Annotated in this window: 11 protein-coding genes; 8 read left to right on the top strand and 3 right to left on the bottom strand. The window is 64.6% G+C overall.

The features are described from left to right. Positions 1–34 precede the first annotated feature (34 nt). The 8 genes from J7J08_RS13355 (at position 35) to J7J08_RS05970 (ending at position 16,494) form a co-directional block, all read left to right on the top strand. Entirely contained in the window at positions 35–3,211 is a 3,177-nt protein-coding gene (locus J7J08_RS13355) for a filamentous hemagglutinin N-terminal domain-containing protein (protein WP_343237707.1), read from the top strand. Continuing rightward, on the top strand, positions 3,212–12,454 hold the full coding sequence (locus J7J08_RS06005; protein ID WP_343237711.1) for a hemagglutinin repeat-containing protein: 9,243 nt from the start codon (positions 3,212–3,214) through the stop codon (positions 12,452–12,454). It abuts the gene before it with no gap. An 8-nt stretch (positions 12,455–12,462) separates the two neighbouring features. Further along, positions 12,463–12,846 (top strand): hypothetical protein, encoded by a 384-nt coding sequence (locus tag J7J08_RS05995; RefSeq protein ID WP_214902648.1) that lies wholly within the window; start codon positions 12,463–12,465, stop codon positions 12,844–12,846. A gap of 168 nt (positions 12,847–13,014) precedes the next feature. Next, positions 13,015–13,197 carry a hypothetical protein gene (locus J7J08_RS05990; RefSeq protein ID WP_214902646.1) on the top strand — a complete coding sequence of 61 codons (183 nt, stop codon included), beginning with the start codon at positions 13,015–13,017 and terminating at the stop codon, positions 13,195–13,197. A 460-nt stretch (positions 13,198–13,657) separates the two neighbouring features. Then, positions 13,658–13,873 (top strand): hemagglutinin repeat-containing protein, encoded by a 216-nt coding sequence (locus tag J7J08_RS05985; protein ID WP_343237710.1) that lies wholly within the window; start codon positions 13,658–13,660, stop codon positions 13,871–13,873. 177 nt (positions 13,874–14,050) lie between these two features. Continuing rightward, positions 14,051–14,791: an N-acetylmuramoyl-L-alanine amidase gene (locus J7J08_RS05980; protein WP_214903072.1), complete on the top strand. Its 741-nt coding sequence runs from the start codon at positions 14,051–14,053 to the stop codon at positions 14,789–14,791. A 28-nt stretch (positions 14,792–14,819) separates the two neighbouring features. Next, the gene (locus J7J08_RS05975) at positions 14,820–15,941 is read left to right on the top strand and encodes an MltA domain-containing protein (protein ID WP_251006473.1); all 1,122 of its coding nucleotides are present in this window, start codon (positions 14,820–14,822) and stop codon (positions 15,939–15,941) included. 10 nt (positions 15,942–15,951) lie between these two features. Then, positions 15,952–16,494, top strand: coding sequence for a hypothetical protein (locus J7J08_RS05970; RefSeq protein ID WP_251006459.1), 543 nt, complete (start codon positions 15,952–15,954; stop codon positions 16,492–16,494). 33 nt (positions 16,495–16,527) lie between these two features. On the opposite strand, the gene J7J08_RS05965 is transcribed toward J7J08_RS05970, so the two are convergent. From J7J08_RS05965 to J7J08_RS05955, 3 genes are all read right to left on the bottom strand, one after another. Next, complete coding sequence (locus J7J08_RS05965) at positions 16,528–17,502, bottom strand: polysaccharide deacetylase family protein (RefSeq protein ID WP_343237706.1); 975 nt, start codon at positions 17,500–17,502, stop codon at positions 16,528–16,530. A gap of 95 nt (positions 17,503–17,597) precedes the next feature. Continuing rightward, the gene (locus tag J7J08_RS05960; protein ID WP_214902638.1) at positions 17,598–18,119 is read right to left on the bottom strand and encodes a hypothetical protein; all 522 of its coding nucleotides are present in this window, start codon (positions 18,117–18,119) and stop codon (positions 17,598–17,600) included. 376 nt (positions 18,120–18,495) lie between these two features. Continuing rightward, the coding region (locus tag J7J08_RS05955) for an IS3 family transposase (RefSeq protein WP_214903066.1) at positions 18,496–18,661 on the bottom strand (166 nt) is incomplete at its 5' end.

Raw genomic sequence — 18,661 nt, 5'->3', positions numbered from 1 at the left:
CGCACCCCACACCGCTTTGAAAGGAAGCAACGCCGTGAATCGAGTCTACCGTCTGGTCTTCAACCGCACGCTGGGTGTCATGCAGGTCGCCTCCGAGCTGGTCAAGGCCCCCCGTGGCGGTTGCGATGCGCGCGGCGGTGCCAGCCTGGGCACGCTGCGACCGATCAGCTTCGCGCTGTGGCTGGCGTTGGGCTGGGTAGGCGTGGTGCAGCCGCTGTCGGCGCAACCGTCACCCAATGCCGGCCGCATCATCGTCGACCGCAACGCACCGGCGGATCAGCGTCCCACCGTGGTCAGCTCGGCCAACGGCTCGCCGCAGGTCAACATCACTACGCCCAGCGCCGCCGGCGTGTCGCGCAACCAGTACCAGCAGTTCGACGTCGGCAGCCAGGGCGCCGTCCTCAACAATTCCCGCACCGACGTGCAGACCCAGGTGGGCGGCTGGGTACAGGGCAACCCGTGGTTGGCCAATGGCACCGCGCGCGTCATCCTCAACGAAGTCAACGGCAGCAACCCCAGCCAGCTCAACGGCTACGTCGAAGTGGCCGGTGCGCGCGCGCAGGTGATCATCGCCAACCCGGCCGGCATCCAGGTCGACGGCGCCGGCTTCATCAACGCCAGCCGCGTCACCCTGACCACCGGCACGCCGATCGTCAGCAACGGTGCCCTGGAGGGCTACCGGGTAGCCGGTGGCGAAATCCGCATCGCCGGTGCCGGCCTGGATGCCAGCCGCACCGATTACACCGACATCATCACCCGCTCGCTGCAGGTCAATGCCGGCATCTGGGCGAACCAGCTGCAGGCCAGCCTGGGCAACAACGTGGTCCGTGCCGACCATGCCAGCGTCACTCGGCAGGCTGCCGACAGCGCTGCGCCGACCTTCGCGCTCGACGTCGGCGCGCTGGGCGGCATGTATGCCAATCGCATCTGGCTGGTCGGCAACGAGCAGGGCGTGGGCATGCGCAACGCCGGCACGCTCGGCGCGCAGGCCGGTGAGCTGGTGGTCACCGTCGACGGCCGGCTGGAAAACACCGGCGCGCTGCAATCCAGGCAGGATGTACGCATTGATGCCAGTGGCGGGGTGGTCAACGCCGGCACGATCGCGGCCACGCGCGAGCTGACGCTGAAAACGCCGGGTGCAGTGGACAACAGCACGGGCACGCTCAACGCCCAGCGTCTGCAGGTGGACGCGGCCACGCTGCGCAACCACAGCGGCAGCATTGAACAAACCGGTGTTCAGGCGCTGGCGATCACCGCCACTACGCTGACCAACCGCAATGATGGCCGTATCGGCGCGCTGGACGCGTTGGCCTCCGGCGGTGGCAACGCGGGCGGCGGCGACGCTGGCACCCCGACCACGCCGGGTTCGGGCGCGACTGATCCGGGCACGGGCAATGGTTCAGCCGGTGGCGGCACCACGCCGGTCGAACCGCAGACCCCCGTCGAGCTGTTGGCCAACGGCGCACTGAACATTGCGGGTAGCCTCGACAACGACGGCGGCACGGTCAGCAATGGCGGCACGGTGTCTCTGCAGCTCGGCAACGGGCTGGACAATACCGGCGGTCGCATCGGCGTGCAGGCCCTGGATCTGGCCGGCGACCTGCGCAACGACGCCGGCACGCTGCAGGTGCACGGCAACGTGGCGTTGCAGCTGGGTGCGCTTTCCAACCAGCAGGGCAGCCTCAGCGTGGCCGGCGTGCTGCGGCTGGACGCACAATCGCTGGACAACCGGGGCGGCCAGTTCCTGCATGGCGGCACCGGCACCGCGTCATGGACAATCCGCGATGCCCTGCAGAACGATAACGGCCTGCTCAGCACCAACGCCGAGCGCCTGCTCCTCAATGCCGGCAGTGTCAGCAACGCCGAAGGACGCATCGAGCACGCCGGCATCGGCGGCATGCTGCTCTCCAGCGGCGCCTGGACCGGCGCGGCCGGCAGCCTGAACACCGCAGGGGCGCTGGAGTGGTCGGGCAGTACGCTGGACCTGCGCGGCGGGGCGCTGAGCGCATCGCGTTTCCAGATCCTGGCCGATTCTGTCGACAACCGCGGTGGCAGCCTGCTGTCGTTGGGTACGGCGGGCAGCGTCATCCGCGCCACGCAGTTGGACAACGGCGGCGGCACCATCGCCGCCAATGGCGACCTCACGCTGTCCGCCGAGGCACTGGGCAACGCGCAGGGTCTGATCCAGCAAGCGGGCGACGGCACCCTGCAGGTACACGCCGCCACCCTCAGCGGTGCGAAGGGACAGCTGCTCAGCGCGGGTGCGCTGGCCTTGTCCGGTGGCCAACTCGATGTCAGCAGCGGTGTCATCTCGGCACAGCAGGTCAGTATTGATGCTGACGCGTTGAACAATGCCGGCGGCCGTATCGTCGGCAGTGGTGACATGTGGGTGGTTGCCGGCAGCCTGGACAACCGCGCCGGCGCCATCGAACACGCTGGCGATGGCCTGCTGCAGATCCGCGCGGACACCCTGCAGGGGACCGGCGGCCGCATCCTCAGCCTGGCCGAACTGCAGCTGCAGGGCGGTAACCTGGCACTGGGCGCTGGCAGCACCACCCAGGCCGAGCGCATCGGCGTGACCGCCGATGCGCTGTCCACCGCCGGCGGCACGCTCAGCGCCACGGGTACGGACGTGCTCGACCTGCGCGTGAGCGGCGCGCTGGACAACCACGGCGGCAGCATCGCCAGCAACGGCGCGATCGCGCTGCAGGCCGGCAGCGTCGACAACCGCAAGGGCAGCCTGAGCGCAGCCGGCAGCGAGAACAGCACGCTGGATGTTGTCGGTACGCTGGACAGCGCCGAAGGCACGATCGCCAGCAATGGCGACACGCTCGATATCCATGCCGCGCGGCTGGACAACAGCGCCGGCACCCTCAGTCACGCCGGCAGCGGCGGTCTGCAGATCGACGTCGACCGCCTCGACGGCAGCAAGGGCACCCTGGTCAGCAAGGGCGCGCTGACCCTCCAGGCCAACACCTTCGACCACCGCGAGGGCACCCTGGGTGCCGACCGGGTTGACCTCAAGACCAGCCACCTCGACAACCGCGACGGCACCATCGTGGCCAGCGGCACCGCCGCCAGCCGCATCCAGGCCAACCAGCTCGACAACGCCGGCGGCACCGTGGCCAGCAACGGCGACCTGCGGCTGCAGGCCACCACGCTGGACAACACCGCAGGCACCGTGCAGCACGCCGGCACCGGCCAGCTGTAGATCGACGCGCAGACCCTGCTCGGCCAGCGCGGCACCGTACTCAGCAACGGCGCGCTCGCGCTGACCGGCCAGAACATCGACCTGCGCGGCGCGAGCACTTCCGCGCGCGGTGTTGTCATCGATACCGGCAGCCTGACCACGGCCGGGGGCACGCTGTCGTCCTTCGGCGACCAGGCGCTGCAGCTGAACGTGCGCGACACGCTGGACAACAGCGCCGGCAACATCGCCAGCAATGGCGAACTGGCCCTGCGTGCGAACACCTTCATCAACAACGGTGGACAGCTGCAGGCGGCCGGTACCGGCCATTCGACGTTGACCATCGGCGGCGCGCTCGACAACCAGCAGGGCAAGATCCTGCTCGGCGGCACCGGCATCGTGGACGCGGCCAGCCTCGACAATCGCGGTGGCACCCTGCATGCAGCCGGGCTGACCGCAGGCATCGACGGGCGGCTGGACAACCGCGACGGCGGGCTGGTTTCCAGTGCTGCGGCACTCGAGCTCGACGCCGACACCCTGGACAACGCAGGCGGTACCCTCTACGCGGGCACGGCGCTGCAGTTGACCACCGCCACCGCGCTCAACAACGACGGCGGCGCGATCCAGGCGAGCGATGCGCTCACCCTGCGCAGCGCCGGCCTGTCCAACGCACAGGGCAAGCTGATCGGCGGCAGCGTCGATATCGATACGCGCGGCCTCGCGCTGGGCAACCAGGGCGGCACCATCGGCAGCCAGACCGGCGCGCTGGAGATCCGCAGCGGCGCGCTGGACAACAGCGGCGGCCGCCTGCAGTCGCAGACCGGCCTGCGCATCAACAGCAACGGGCAGGCCATCCTCAACACCGCCTCGGGCAGCACCGGCGGCATCCTCGCCGGCGATACGCTTCGCATCGAAGGCGGTGCGCTCGACAATCGTGGCGGCACGGTACTGGCCCAAGGCGAGGCGCAGCTGGCGCTGGGTACGGTCGACAACCGCGGTGGCTCGCTGAGCAGTGCGGCCGGCCTGACCCTGGATGCGGCAAGTCTTGCCAACGTGGACGGCCGTGTACAGGCCGGCACGAACATGGACGTGACGCTTGCAGGGCTGCTGGACAACCAGCGCGGCGCCATCGCGGCCGGCCAGGTGCTCATGCTCAAGGCGACCAGCATCGACAACCGCGACACCCGCACCGAGGAAGGCACGCTGGGATTGCAGGCGGGGCAACTGGAGCTGGAAGCGCAGAGCCTGGACAACCGTCAAGGCCAGGTAGTCACCGACGGCGACACACGCCTGCAGTTGGCGGGAAGCGTCGACAACAGCGGTGGTGCCGTGTCTTCGGGCGGCTCGCTCGATACCAGCGCCGCCAGCGTCAACAACGAGGCGGGGCTGCTGCGTGCCACTGGCAATCAGACCCTGGTCGCACAGAACCTCAGCGGCAACGGCCAGATCCACGCCCAGCGGGACCTCCGCGTGACCCTGCAGCAGGGGCTGAGCAACGACGGGGAATTGATCGCCAACGGCACCCTTGCGCTGGATATCAACGGCGACCTGGCCAACCAGGGCATCGTGCGCGCCGGCAACCTGGACCTCAACGCCGCCAACATCACCAACGCAGCAAGCGGCGAGATCACCAGCCAGGGCGTGACCCACCTTGCCGCAAGCGGTCAAATCACCAACCGTGGCCTGATCGACGGCAGCGTTACCCACCTGGAAGCCGACACGCTGTTGAACGTCGGCACCGGTCGCATCTACGGCGACCACGTCGCCCTTGCCGCCAACATGTTCAACAACCGTGCCGAGACCGTTGACGGCACCACCCGGGCGGCGACCGTAGCCGCGCGCGAGCGGCTGGACATTGGTGTGCGCATGCTGAGCAACGTCGAAGAAGGCCTGATCTACAGCGATGGCGATGCCGCCATCGGCGGTGCATTGGGCACCAACCGGCTGGCCATCGGCACTGCCGACACTGTCAGCAACATTGGCTCGATCATCGACGTGGCGGGCGATCTGTCGATCGACAGTCTGGAAGTCAGCAACATCCGCGAGAACGTGGTGGTCGAGCAGGTCACTACGGTCGAAGCGCCGGTGCGTCTGGATCGCCCGTCATGGTGGAGCAATGGTAAGAACAACGGCTCCGATATCCGAACGACCGGCCATTACAGCGCTCACGAGGTGTACTACCTCAATCCAGCCGACATCATCGAGGACGAGCCGTACATCACCCCCGATGGCTTTGCCATTCACCGTGCAGTGGTGCGGCTGACGGCGCAGACCACGGCATACCTCTTTGGACGTGGTGGGTTGTATGCCGCATATGGCGAACGCTCGCGGCTGAATGTGCAGGATGGCACTGTCACCCTGTACTACGTCGGCCGGCAGGACAACCAGGTCAACCCCGACCAGGCAACCAGCGGTGCGGATGACCCGTTCGCCGAGCTGTCCCAGATGGAGGCGGGCGCACCTGCGTTCCGCTATGTCGATGACACGCTCACCTACTCCGATACCTACGGCACCTGTACCACGGATTGCGTGCAGCTGTGGACCTACAAGGACTACAACAATCCCGATGCAACCCTGACCAGCCCGCGTGGTAACGGTGGCGATACGGTGGGCAGCAACGAGCAGTACCGCATCGCCACCCGGACCGTGACCGAAGACGTGCTCGCGCCAGGTATCGGGGCCGACGCGGTGATCCGTTCCGGCGGTGCGATGCGCATCCGTACCGATGTTCTGGTCAACAGCTACGGCGGCATTGCCGCCGGCGGCAATCTGGATATTGCGGGCAAAACGACTGCGATCAGCACCACCAATCGTTCGACTACCCTGTACCGCACCCACGAATTCGATAACGTCGGGCACACGTTCTCCGGCGACACCGTGACATGGAGCAACCCCGCGATCTCGGAGGTCATCGGCTCCGTCAGCGGCCGCATCGTCACCAACGGCACGCTCACCATCGATGGCGCGGACCTGAGCAACCTCAACGAGGGCCGTGATGCACCGAACGTGCAGAACGGATCGGCCGTCGCCAACTTGAACCTGCACGGCCCGGATGCGCTGCAGGGTTCGCCGGGCACTGCCGCACAGGGTCCCCGGCAGCAGGCCGGCACCGAAGCGGGGCAGGCGCAGGGGCAGGGCGCACGGACCGCCACCGGCGCGGAGCGCGGCACGGGTAGTGGAGCGGGTGCGCACGTGGTTCCGGCCGCTGGCGATTCACCGGACCGCATTGCGATGGTTGCGCCGGACACGCGCATCCCCGCCGTGAGCCTGTTCAACGTTCGCCCGAACACCGGCAACTTTTTGATCGAAACCGATCCGCGCTTCGCCGATCATCGCACCTGGCTCAGCTCGGACTACCTGCTGGCGCAGATGGGCTTCTCGCCTGACGCCATCATGAAGCGGCTGGGTGACGGCTATTACGAACAGAAGCTGATCCGCGAGCAGATCGGTGAGCTGACGGGCCGCCGTTTCCTGGAGGGCTACGCCAGCGATGAGAAGCAGTACCAGGCCCTGCTGGACGCCGGTGCGACGTTTGCGAAGGCGTGGGGCCTGCGCCCCGGCGTGGCGCTGACCGAAGCGCAGATGGCGCAGCTCACCAGCGACATCATGTGGCTGGTCGAACAGACCATCACCCTGGCTGACGGCAGCACCACCACTGCGCTGGTACCGCAGGTATACGTGCGCTTGCGTCCGGGTGACCTGGACGGGCAGGGTGCGTTGCTGGCCGGTGCCGATGTCGACATCACCCTCAGCAATGGCTTGGTCAATTCGGGCAACATCGCCGGTCGCAAGCTCGTCAGCATCACGGCGGGCAATATAGAGCACCTGGGCGGCGATATCTCCGGCCAGTACGTGGGGCTGTCTTCGAACAAGGACATCCTCATTTCGGGGGCAACCGTGACCGCGACGGACGCATTGTCCGTACAGGCCGCCGGCAACGTCACCGTGGTCTCGACCGTGGAGACATTGCGCGGTGCGGGCACGTACGCCTACGAAACCAGCCAGTTGGAGCGGGTGGCCGGGCTGTACGTGACCAGCCCGAGCGGGCAGGGCGTGCTTTCAGTCGCCGCCGGTGGCGATATCCGCCTGCAGGCGGCCCAGATCCGCAATGCGGGCGAAGGCGGCATCACCCAGCTGGCCGCTGGCGGAACGCTGGATCTGGGCGCGCAGACGCTGGGCAGCAGCACCGACGCCACCTTCGATGACCGCAACCATCAGCGCACCGGCCAGACCACCCATGCCGTTACCAGCGTGCAGGGCGCAGGCGATGTGGTCCTGGCCGCAGGCAAGGACATCAACCTGGCGGGCACCCAGGTCAAGGCCAGCGAAGCGCTGGTGCTTCAAGCCGGCGGAGACATCAACAGCCAGGCGCAGGTTGACAGCAGCAGCCAGGACCTCAGCAAGGCAGGAAAGCGTTGGTCCGAGCAGGCAAGCCCAAGCGACGACACCGTACGTGGCAGCCAGCTGTCTGCCGGCAGCGACCTGCTGATGGTGGCCGGGCGCGACATCACCTTGGCCGCCACCGGCGTGCGCAGCGACGACGGCACCGTGCTGGTCTCGGCCGGCCGCGACGTCAACCTGCTCTCGGTGCAGGAAAACCACGAAGCCAGCCTGGACAGCTACCAGAAGAAGAAGGGCACCCTCTCCAGCACCACTACCACCCGCCAGGAATCCAGCCGCGATTCCTACGCCGTGGGCACGGTGCTGGAAGGCGAAGCCATCGACATCTCGGCCGGTCGCGACCTTACGGCCGTCGGTGCCGTGGTCGACGCCACCGGCAATGTCAGCCTGGGCGCCGGCAACAACGTGCTGATCACCTCGGCAGAGGACCAGCACAGCGCCAGCGCCAGCTCCTCCAGCAAGAAGTCCGGTTTCAGTGGCGGGCTCTCCAATGGCGTGGCATCGGTGGGCTATAACAAGTCCAGCGCCAACAGCCAGGAATCGGTTCAGTCCACCACCCAGGTCGGCTCGGCCATCGCCTCGCGCGAGGGCAACGTGCTGATCTCGGCGGGCAACCAGCTCACCATCGCCGCCTCGGACGTGGCCGCGGGCGAAAACCTCACCCTGGTCGGCAAGGACATCCAGCTGCTGGTTCGCCAGGACACCGTGGACACGCAGGGCAGCCAGTCCAGCAGCTCCAGCGGCTTCTCGATGGGCGTCACCTACGACCCCACCACGGCCTATCGCAGCGCCCGCGATTCCACCACCGACGGCATGGCCGACAGTGGCTCGATCATGGGCGACATCACCCGCAACGCCGAAGGCACCGCCTCCGGCGTGCGTGCGGCCACCACCTCCACTGTGGTCACCGGTGGCAGCCAGCGCTCCAATGGCACCCAGAGCCATTCCACCAACGATGCGCGCGTCACCCAGCTGGCGGCGGGCGGCGACATGACCCTGATCGCCAACGGCGGCTCGATCACCAGCCAGGGCGCCCAGCTCTCGGCCGAGGGCGACGCACTGCTGCTGGCCACCAAGGACATCGTGTTCGACGTGGCCCACAACACCGAATCCAGCACCCGCCAAAGCGGCGGCAAGGGCTGGGGCTTTGCCAACAACACCAGCGGGTTGCCGTTCGGCACCAACAACTCGCGCAATGAAGGCAGCGGCCAGAGCGACACCATCACCGGCACCCAGCTGTCGGTGGGCGGTGGCGTGCGCATGGCCACCACCGAGGGCGACATCACCCTGACTGCGGCCAACGTGGCGGCGGAAAAGGACGTCAACATCCGCGCCGCAGGCAACCTGACCGTGCGCAGCGGCCAGGATACGGTGAGCAATGCCAACACCGCCGACAGCAAGGCGATCGGCACGGTGCAGATTTCGGACACGGAGAAGTTCGCCGGCTGGCACCGCGAGCAGCACGACGACGACAGCGGCATGGTCTCGCAGGTGGCCAGCACCATCGGCAGCCTGGGCGGCAACGTCAACCTGGGCGCGGGCGGCAAGTACACCCAGATCGCCAGCAACGTGGTGGCCGCGCAGGACGTGAACATCACCGCCGCCGAGATCGAGCTGCTCACCGCCAACGAGACCGGCTACAACTCGCAGAGCGACAAGGACCTCAAGATCGGCGTGTTCGCGCGGGTCAAGTCGCCCTTCATCGACCTGATCAACAACGTGGATGCGGCGCGTGAGTCGGACGGGCGTTTGGCCGCGATGCAGGGCATGGCGGCCGGGGCCAATGCCTACCAGGCGGGCAGTGCGATAGCGGCGGCGGCCGGCGGTGCCGGCAGCGGTACGCTGTTCAGCGCCGAAGCCGGCATCGGCTTCAAGAGCTCCAGCAGCAGCGCCGAGGGCAGCAGCACGGTTTCCCGTGGCTCCACCATCCAAGGCGGCGGCAACGTCAACCTGACCAGCACCAGCGGCGACATCCACATCGTCCAGGGCAACCTCAGTGCCGGCAATACCCTGGCGCTGGATTCGGCACGCGACATCCTGCTCGAAGCCGGCCAGGCGCACCTGCAGGACAAGAGCAAGAGCAACAACGCCGGCGCCGAAGTGGGCGTGGGCGTGTCGGTGGGCGCGCAGACCGGTGTGTACGTCTACGCCGAAGCCAGCGTGGGCAGCGGCAAGTCCAAGTCGGACAGCAGCGTCTGGCAAAACACCGAACTCACCGGCAAGAACATCTCGCTCAAGGCCGAAGGCGATACCACCCTGCGCGGCGCCACCGCGACCGCCGACCGGATCGACGTCAAGACCGGCGGCACGCTCACCATCGAGTCGCTGCAGGACATTGCCGAGAGCATGTCCAAGGACAGCCAGTTCGGCGGGCGGGTACAGGTGTCGGTCGGTACCGCCTGGGATGCCAGCGGCTACGCCAGTGCCAGCAAGGCCAACGGCAGCTACAAGGGCGTGGGAGAGCAGTCGGGGCTGTTTGCCGGGGACGGCGGGTACCACGTGGATGCCGGGCACGTGAACCTGGTGGGTGGTGCGATTGCCAGTACCAACGCGGCCAACAGCGAGCTGACCGCAGAGAGCCTCACCTATACCGATCTCAAGAACGAAATGGACTACCGGGCCAGCTCGGCCAGCGTCAGTGGTGGGTTTGGATATGGCGGAGAAAAAGCAACCGACGCGAATGGCAAGCCGCTCGCCACGCCAAATGTCGCCGGCCAGCTCAAGGACATTGGCACGAACGTGGCCGGTGGCAAGTTTGGTAGCGCAGACGGCACCAACTTCAGTGGTGGCGTGCCGATGACCAGCAGCGGCAGCGACAGCTCCACTACGTACGCGACCCTGACCGAAGGCAATATCACCATCGGCGGCAAGAAGGTCACCGCTGCGGAGCTGGGCGTCAATACCGATGCCAGCAAGGCACATGAGGCTATCGAAGCCCTGCCGGACCTGAAGAAGCTGATGCAGGAGCAGCAGGCGATGTCGTCGGCTGCGGGTACGGTCGTGGCTACCAGCAAGCAGGTGGCGGGCGACGTCTTTGCTTACAAGAGCGAGCAGGCAAAGCAGGCCTTTGAAGAGAACCTGAAGAAGAACAACGCCGAAGAGTGGGCCAACTACTCAAAGCTGGACAGCAATGGCAAGGCGGCCTACCTGCAGAATGCCAGCCAAGAGTATCGTGATGCACTCAAGTGGGGCACCGGCGGCGAGTACAGCCGTGCCTTGGATGCGGTGACGACGGCAATTGTAGGCAGCGTTGCGGGCCAAGGCGGTAGCCAGATGGTGTCGAATGCGCTGGCTCCGTATGCAGCCGCGTTGATCGGAGACCGATTCGACACCAACCACGGCAAGGATCCAGATGCGGTCCTGCAGCTCCTCTCTCACGCGGTACTGGGCGCACTCTTGGCAGAGGCAAATGGAGGAAGCGCTGGTAATGGAGCGCTTGCTGCTGCTAGTGGAGAGATTGCAGCGCAGTACATTGCCGATTACCTTTACCCAGAGGGTCTGGAGAATCTCAACGAGCAACAGAAGCAAACCGTCCTTGCACTGTCGCAGGCCGTAGGAGCGATTGCTGGCGGGGCAGGCGGGAATGGGCTTGCTGGCGCCGCCTTGGGATCTAATGTTGCCCAGAACTCGGTGGAGAATAACCGGCTTCTACACCCATCCGAGGTCAAACTCCTTGCCAAGAAGGAGACGGTCGATAGCTACATTGCCTTCATGGCAAGTCACGGCGTTGTATTGACCGCGGAGGAGGCGCGTTCCAGCCTCAACCGGTTTGCCAGCTCAAAGGAAGACAACAGTTGGTCGGCGATACTTGGCCAAGATCCGCTCACCAGCGAGTTCCTTTCCAGCATCTCGAAAGGCCTCTCATATCAGGACTCTACCGGGAAAAGTCACGCCTTCTTTGTCAGCTCCAGCACCGAGCTGAAAGATCCTACGATCAACTTGAATGCGCTGTACGACGCAAGGTTTGACCCTGTCGTAGCCCAGTACCTTGACAGTATTGGGGCCGGCAACCGCGAGCCCAGTGACCTGAATCGCGAGCTGTTTGGGTATGGGCAGTTGGCCGGCTACTCCTACGCAGATGGGCAGGCATCCGCTTGGGGCGACATCAAGTTGATTGCGAACTCCGTGGTGAGCCTCGGTCAGTCTGTGCTTTACAGTGGCACCAGCGACCAGATCGGACCATACGATGAGCTCAAGCTGAAGGCGAACCTCCAGCTGCTTTTGAAAGATCAGGGCCGGTGGGCGGAGGCGGGCTTTGTAGAGGGCGCAGAGTGGGCAACCACTCAAAGGCTCATGTGGTCAGGGATGGCACTCGGCGAGGCGGGCGGCTTCCTTGGTGGCAACCTTATCAAGTACGTAAAGCTTCCTTGGAATGTTGCTGATGATCTGGCCAAAGCAAAGAGCCCGCCAGTAGCGAGCTGGGCTGCGGATAGCGAGGCGGGGACCAGCGCTAAAGCGCCGAGCGGAGATCTGAAGGGCCAGCCAGAATCCCCCCCAAGGAACGCCTCGCCGGATCAGGTGCGCGCGATTGATCGACAGAACGAGGCGGCAGTGGCGCTCGCAAAGTCCGGTGAAGATGTTGAGCAATTGCCAAATACTAAGAGAAATGTAGCCAATCCCGACCTAAAGATTAACGGGCAGATCGCGGATGTCTTCTCCCCAATCACCAATAGTCCGATCTCGGTCCTCAAGACAATTCGAGATAAGGTGGAGAAGCAGGCGCCCACTATCGTGGTGAACTTACAGGATTCAGTGATCACGATCTCGCAGCTGGAAGGAGTTCTGCGTGCCAACCCGGTTCCAGGCCTTAGGGCGGTCTACATCATAAAAAATGGAGAAATCAACGTGATAAAGGTTAGCCAGTGAGTCTTACAATGTGGATTGAGATCGAGACTGGTGCGAGCATGCAAGGCATCTCAAGCACCTTGGCGGCCATGGACACCCAGATGGAACCCATCGACGGTGACGCTTCTGGCTTCTTCAACAGATCGCATTGCCAGTTCATATTCCGGTATGACTCTTCACCGGAAGAAGTGCTGGTCGACGTCGTGGAAGTGGATTGGCGCGTTGGCGTCCGAGGGTCCTTTCACTACCGAGCAGATAGCCTTCATGAAAGCTGGAGGGACATCGTAGACTTTGCGCGTTGCTATGCGGCATCGCAGCCGTTCAAGTTCATGTTGTCGTTCCAGTTCGAGACTCTTTATGCAATCAGGGATGAGTTCGGACTACGGTTCGTAGGGCCAATGCCTGAAGGCTGAATCCGAACTTGGCGGTCAGATGATGGAAGTTCTAAATGAGCAACTGAACTGGGTTTGCTGTGTCGCTAAAGGCTGTGCGGAGGTGGAATTCTGTCGATCGCCAACGCACTGCGCGATCGGGTGGATCCTAACTTCAACGGCAGAAGCAAGAGATCAGTGGGTCATTACATGTTCGCGCGGATCAAGTCGCCCTTCATCGACCTGATCAACAACGTGGATGCAGCGCGTGAGTCGGACGGGCGTCTGGCCGCGATGCAGGGCATGGCGGCCGGTGCCAATGCCTGGTTGTTGATACGGTACGCGGCCGGGTATCGCTGTGGATTCGAGGAAAGGGTTGGATCGAATGACTAAGGACGCAGAAGAGTCCAAATTTATCGTGGAGCTATGTGCCTTCGACAGGTCCGCAGGTGCCAACGCTACCGTGACCGAGAGGCCAGTATGGGGTCGCGTTGATTCGGCACTACACCAAGCATTTGAGAATGGCGGATTCGTAGACCTACGTGTCGTTGCACCAGACACTGGCCTGGTTAAGGAACTTACGATGAAGTCCATCGGTGGGAAGTACAGGCTTGTTGCATTGACAAGATCAACAGATCCAAAGCTGGATTTGCTCGAATGGTGGGAGCCAGAAGATCGGCCGTTCAGGGGAACGGAGAGGTTTGGTGATGATGAATGGGATGCGAGGACAGTCAGCTCAGAAGTTTCGCATGCGTTGAGATTGTTCCAAGAGCTGTTTTTGGATGGTGATCTGTCTGCCGAGTTGAACGGGTTGCGATCGCGATGGGATAGGAAACCTCGGTAGTGATGGCAGCTGCTCGCGCAGCTGATAAGTAGTTCCACCAGTGGCGACGTCCTTGTGGTGCAGGGCAACCTCAGCGCCGGCAACACGCTGGCGCTGGATTCGGCACGCGACATCCTGTTCGATGCCGGCCAGGCGTACGTGCAGGACAAGAGCAGGTGCAACAACGCCGGTGCCGAAGTGGGTGTTGGCGTCTCTGCGGGTGCGCAGACCGGCGTGTACGTGTAGGCCGATGCCAGCGTGGGCAGCAGCAAGTCCAAGCCGGACAGCAGCACCTGGCAGAACACCGAACTGACTGGCAAGCACATCTCGGTCAAGGCCGAAGGCGATACCACCTTGCCCACAGACCGCTTCCGCACGCATGCGCCCCGCGCATCCAGCCGCCGAATCAAGCACAATCGGGTAATGCGCCGATTCCGCCACCCGCTCGTGCTGCTCGCCACCCTCCTGCTCGCCGCCTGCGCCAGCACCGACGTGCGCAGCCCGCTGGCCACCTGGGTGCCTTCGCCGAACCACAACGTGCGCAGCCCGGTCATCATCGTGCTGCACCACACCGACCAGGACAGCGTGCAGCAGAGCCTGCAGACCCTGCGCACCGCCAACAGTGGCGGCCGGGTCAGCTCGCACTACCTGGTGGGGGCGGATGGCCACATCTACCAGCTGGTGGGCGACAACCGCCGCGCCTGGCATGCCGGCGGCGGCCGCTGGGGCACCATTACCGACCTCAATTCTGCGTCGATCGGCATCGAGATCGACAACAACGGCAGCAGCCCATTCGCCCCAGCGCAGATCGCCGCGCTGATCCGCCTGCTCACCGACCTGTGCACCCGCCTGGATATTCCGCGCACCCAGATCATCGCTCACGCCGATCTGGCCCCGGCCCGCAAGCAGGATCCCAGCCGCTACTTCCCGTGGCAGCAGCTGGCTGAAGCCGGCTTCGGGGTCTGGCCGCGCACCAGTGATGGCCCCGCGCCGGAAGGCTTCGACCCCTGGCTGGGTCTGCAGGCATTCGGTTACATGCTGGACGACCGCGCCGCCACCGTGGGTGCCTTCCACCGCCGCTTCCGCGGCCGCGACGACCTGCCGCCTACCCTCGACGCGGAAGATGCCCGCATCCTGTATTCGCTGCTGCAACAGACCCGGTGACATGACCAGAAACTCCGCCTTTGCCCTCATGGGCTTGACCTTCCTCACCGCCTGCAGCGTCAGCCCCCCGAAGCCGGACGCCCCGCCGACCAGCACCACCACCTACGCGAAGTCCGACTGGGCAGTGCTTCCCGCTGTCAGCGACAGCGACCTGCAGGCCGGCTTCGCCGCCTGGCGCAGCGCCTGCCCGCGCCTGAAGAACGACGTCATCTGGGCGCCCACCTGCACAGCCGCCGCGAATGTGGCGACCACTCCCACGGCCATCCGCCAGTTCCTGCAGGACAACCTGCAGGTATACGCACTACGTGCGGGCGGCCACCGCGCCGACGGCCTGATCACCGGCTACTACGAACCGGTCTACCCCGGCAGCGTCACCCGCACCGCCAAGACCACCGTGCCGGTCTACGGCGTACCGAACGACATGGTCAGCGTGCAGCTTGATGAGCTCTACCCCGAACTCAAGGGCAAGCGCCTGCGCGGCCGCGTGGAAGGACGCGTGCTGCGGCCATACGACGATGCGGCGACGATCAGCGCCAAGGGTGCCAAGGCGCCGGTCCTTGCCTGGTTGACCCACCCGATGGACCTGCAGTTCCTGCAGATCCAGGGGTCGGGCCGCATCCGCCTGGACAATGGCAGCGAGCTGCGCATCGCCTACGCCGACCAGAATGGCCACCCGTACCGCCCGATTGGCCGCTGGCTGGTGGAGCAGGGTGAGCTGAAGAAGGAAGACGTCACCATGGACGCCATCCGCACCTGGGCAAATGCGCACCCGGCGCGCATTCCCGAACTGCTGGCCAGCAACCCCAGCTATGTGTTCTTCACCAAAGGCCCGGACGGCGACGAAGGCCCGCGCGGCTCGTTGAACGTGCCGCTCACGGCCGGCTACAGCGTTGCAGTGGACCGCACCGTAGTGCCGCTGGGTAGCCTGCTGTGGCTCTCTACAACCCGCCCGGACGGCACCCCGGTAGTGCGGCCGGTGGCCGCGCAGGATACGGGCGGCGCCATCGCCGGCGAAGTGCGCGCCGACCTGTACTGGGGCACCGGCGACGCCGCTGGCAAGCTGGCCGGCGACATGAAGCAGAAGGGCAACCTGTGGCTGCTGTGGCCCAAGGGTGCGGCCCTGCCCACCATTACGGCCGCTGGCGGCTGAGGACACACGCATGCCCATTTGGTACCTGTTGGTCGCGCTGATCGTGCTGGAAATGGTGCTTCTGTTTACGTGGAACCCGTTTTACTTCGGAATGGGCATCCGGTTGTTCAACGAACGCATTCCAGCCACGGCAGAGATGCGCGAACGGCTGGTGCTCAACTGCCTGGAGCGCGACGTGGCCACGCAGGAATGGATAGCGCTGGTGTTCCATCCACTACCGGGTGGCCGCATGGCGTTTCGCGAAAGCTACTTCATGGCCTTCAGCGGGCGCTACTACCCGGTGATGCGCGGGCTGGTCGTGGTGGACGCCAAGCGCAACCAGGTACGGGTGGAAGGCATCTGCAACTGGATGACATTGGGCTTTGCGGTGCTGTGCGTGGCCATGCCCATGGTCGCTGCTTCCACCTGGCCGTTGCTGATCATCCTGGGGCTGTTCGTGTACTGCTACTTCATCCAGCGCCGTCGTTACCACGGTGTCGCCGAAGCCCTGCGCGAACAGATGCGCACCGAGCTGCCGGACGCCATCATGCAGTTGAGGCGTGGCACCCGGTGACGTCGCGCTGCCACGCCCTGCGTGGCAGGACGCCTATTCCGATTCCTGACCGGCCAGCGTCATCACCCATCCAGGCACCGCAGGCTCGCCCTGGTAGAACGCCTTGGGCATTTTGTCCGCCATGGCCCAGCGCTGGATCCAGCTGATTCCAGCGCCCCCGTTGTAGCCCTCAGGGCGCTGGTAGGCCGGGTCTTCCATTGCAGTTTCAAGCGTGATGAAGCGGTACCCTCGCCGGCGGGTGGCGGCTATCAGCTCTTCAACGCTGTCTGCATTGAGCGCGTTGGCATGCATCAGCCAGACCTGTGCGGGCAGCCTGCCGAGCAACTGCTGCGAGCGCTGCTCGTAGTAGGCCAGCTTGTTGAGCATGTAGGGGATATAGCCACGGCGCAGTTGGCGCAGGCGCGCTTCACGCGCGGCGGGGTCGGTTTCGGTATCGCGCACGTGGTCATACGCGAACGCCCAGACCCATTCCCCGTTATCGATCGTGACCGGGGCGATGCGGTAACTGTGCTGCTGCAGGAAAGCGGCCAGCTCGGCGCGCGCCTCCGGGGATTTCCCTGCCTGCAGGTACGGGTGCCGGAACCAGCGCGGCGTCTGCCCGGTTTCGGCAAGCAGCGGGCGCAGGATGGTTTCCCCGCGCAGGATGTCCTGCTCGTAGACGTCCAGCGCCACCGCGTGCATGGAGACGTGGCTGAACGTGTGGTTGCCCAGCTCGAACCCGGCCTCGCGCCAGTCGCGAAGCATCTGCACCCGTTCGGGCTGGACCTGCCCGTTGACCTCCAGCTTGGCCTCATTGACGAAGCCCACGATGGGGACGCCGGTCTGCTTGAGGGCGGCGATCAACCGGGCGTGCTGGGCGTCCAGATCCGGCTCGGCGCGTTCGCCGAGGCGCTGCCAGGGCAGGTCATCGATGGTGAACGCGATGCGGCGGTCGGGCTCGGTCGCGTGCGCGACGCCTGCCACACAGAAGAACGCAAAAGCGCCACACCGAAGTATTCCCTTAAGCACGCCCTGCTCCCATCGCGATGATGGTGAAGTATAGAGCCGTGCGTGCTTCCACCGGTGCCGACCTGACAAGCCAGCCATGATCGGCCACCCGCCGCCTAGCGGCTGCTGAAAAGAGCCGCAACAGCTGGATCCGTCGAGAACACGAAACGTTGCTGCAACTGATCGCCGACCGGTGCATAACTGTGGACTGCGCCGTATCTCCGAGCGGCAGGATCCCTGACCAGGCGACGACTCCACGCTTCATGGTCCGCCTGTGTAAGGGACGTAACCGAGCCAATGCAAAGACTCAGGCCGCAGGTCAGGTTCTCGACTACGCCAAGCTCTCCTACCGCACGCTCCAACACCTCTCTATGATGCGTGGCGAGCTTCTGCGCTTCAACGCTTGTCATCTCTTCGCCCCGCATCCTCTCCAGTGCGCTTGAGAACAGCGCATTGTCCACAAGCATTTCGTTTGACATATCAATCGAGATGGAACTGTGAACGATCAGCTCCGATTCGGTTGCAAGATAAGGAGAGGCTTCAGGATTCCCCGCCTTCCGATCCTCAGCCGGGCTTCGAAGGACTGCCGGCGCAGCGATTGGATCGATACTGGTCTGTGCCGAAGCTCGTTCCTGCATTGTGTCCTTCCGAACCTCTGTCGCCGTGCGCGTATCGTCGGAATCTGTACCCACTGTGCCGGCTGCACAGCCAATACACTGCAACGCAACTGCGACAGCAGTGCTACGGACTAGACACTTGATCATCTGAAGAACCTTGTTTGCGATATATGGTGTGGAGTGAAGCGGTACCTACAGCGGTCGCAACATTCATGTTCGTCCATCGGCTACCTGTCGCGCCTCGGCGGAAGCGCAATCGCCTTGATAGCGGCATCTGCCGAGAACAGAAACCGGTTATGAAGTCGGTCGTGGTTCATTTCAAACACATCGAAGGTCACATGTCTGACAGCGTCGGCATCCTCGTAAAGTGAATCGCCCAGGCTTTTGTAGACAGTCGTCAGCCGTTTAGTGCGTACCGCTTCTCAAACTCTACCGGGGACAGCCCGTCGTTGGAACTGTGCCGCCGTTTTGGGTTGTAAAACATCTCGATGTACTGGAAGACATCCGCACGCGCCTCGTCGTGATTGCTGTAGATCCTCCGCTTGATCCGCTCCCGCTTCAGC

This window comes from Stenotrophomonas sp. ISL-67 (assembly GCF_018612915.1).
Lineage (GTDB): Bacteria > Pseudomonadota > Gammaproteobacteria > Xanthomonadales > Xanthomonadaceae > Stenotrophomonas.
Note: the sequence above shows the minus strand (reverse complement) of the source record. Positions and strands in the feature narration are given on the sequence as shown.